This is a genomic window from Neisseria sp. P0008.S010 (assembly GCF_051962715.1).
GTDB lineage: Bacteria > Pseudomonadota > Gammaproteobacteria > Burkholderiales > Neisseriaceae > Neisseria > Neisseria elongata.
Genome location: NZ_JBQCVA010000267.1, coordinates 1 through 278, shown reverse-complemented (window position 1 = coordinate 278; position 278 = coordinate 1). Strand labels below are relative to the sequence as shown.

The following is a 278-nucleotide window of genomic DNA, read 5'->3' as shown; positions in this document are numbered from 1 at the left end:
GACTACCAGGGTATCTAATCCTGTTTGCTCCCCACGCTTTCGTGCCTCAGCGTCAGATATGGACTAAGAAGCTGCCTTCGCCATCGGTGTTCCTCTTGAGATCTACGCATTTTACCGCTACTCCAAGAATTCCGCTTCTCTCTTCCACCCTCTAGCACATCAGTATCTACCGCTGTTCCCCAGTTAAGCTGGGGGATTTAACAGTTGACTTAATATACCGCCTACGCACCCTATACGCCCAATTACTCCGAATAACGCTAGCACCACTCGTATTACCG

The 278-nt window shown here is 49.6% G+C and carries 1 rRNA gene; it reads right to left on the bottom strand.

From position 1 onward, the window contains the following. Positions 1 to 278 (bottom strand): 16S ribosomal RNA (locus tag ACTHSL_RS13525); the annotation flags it as partial.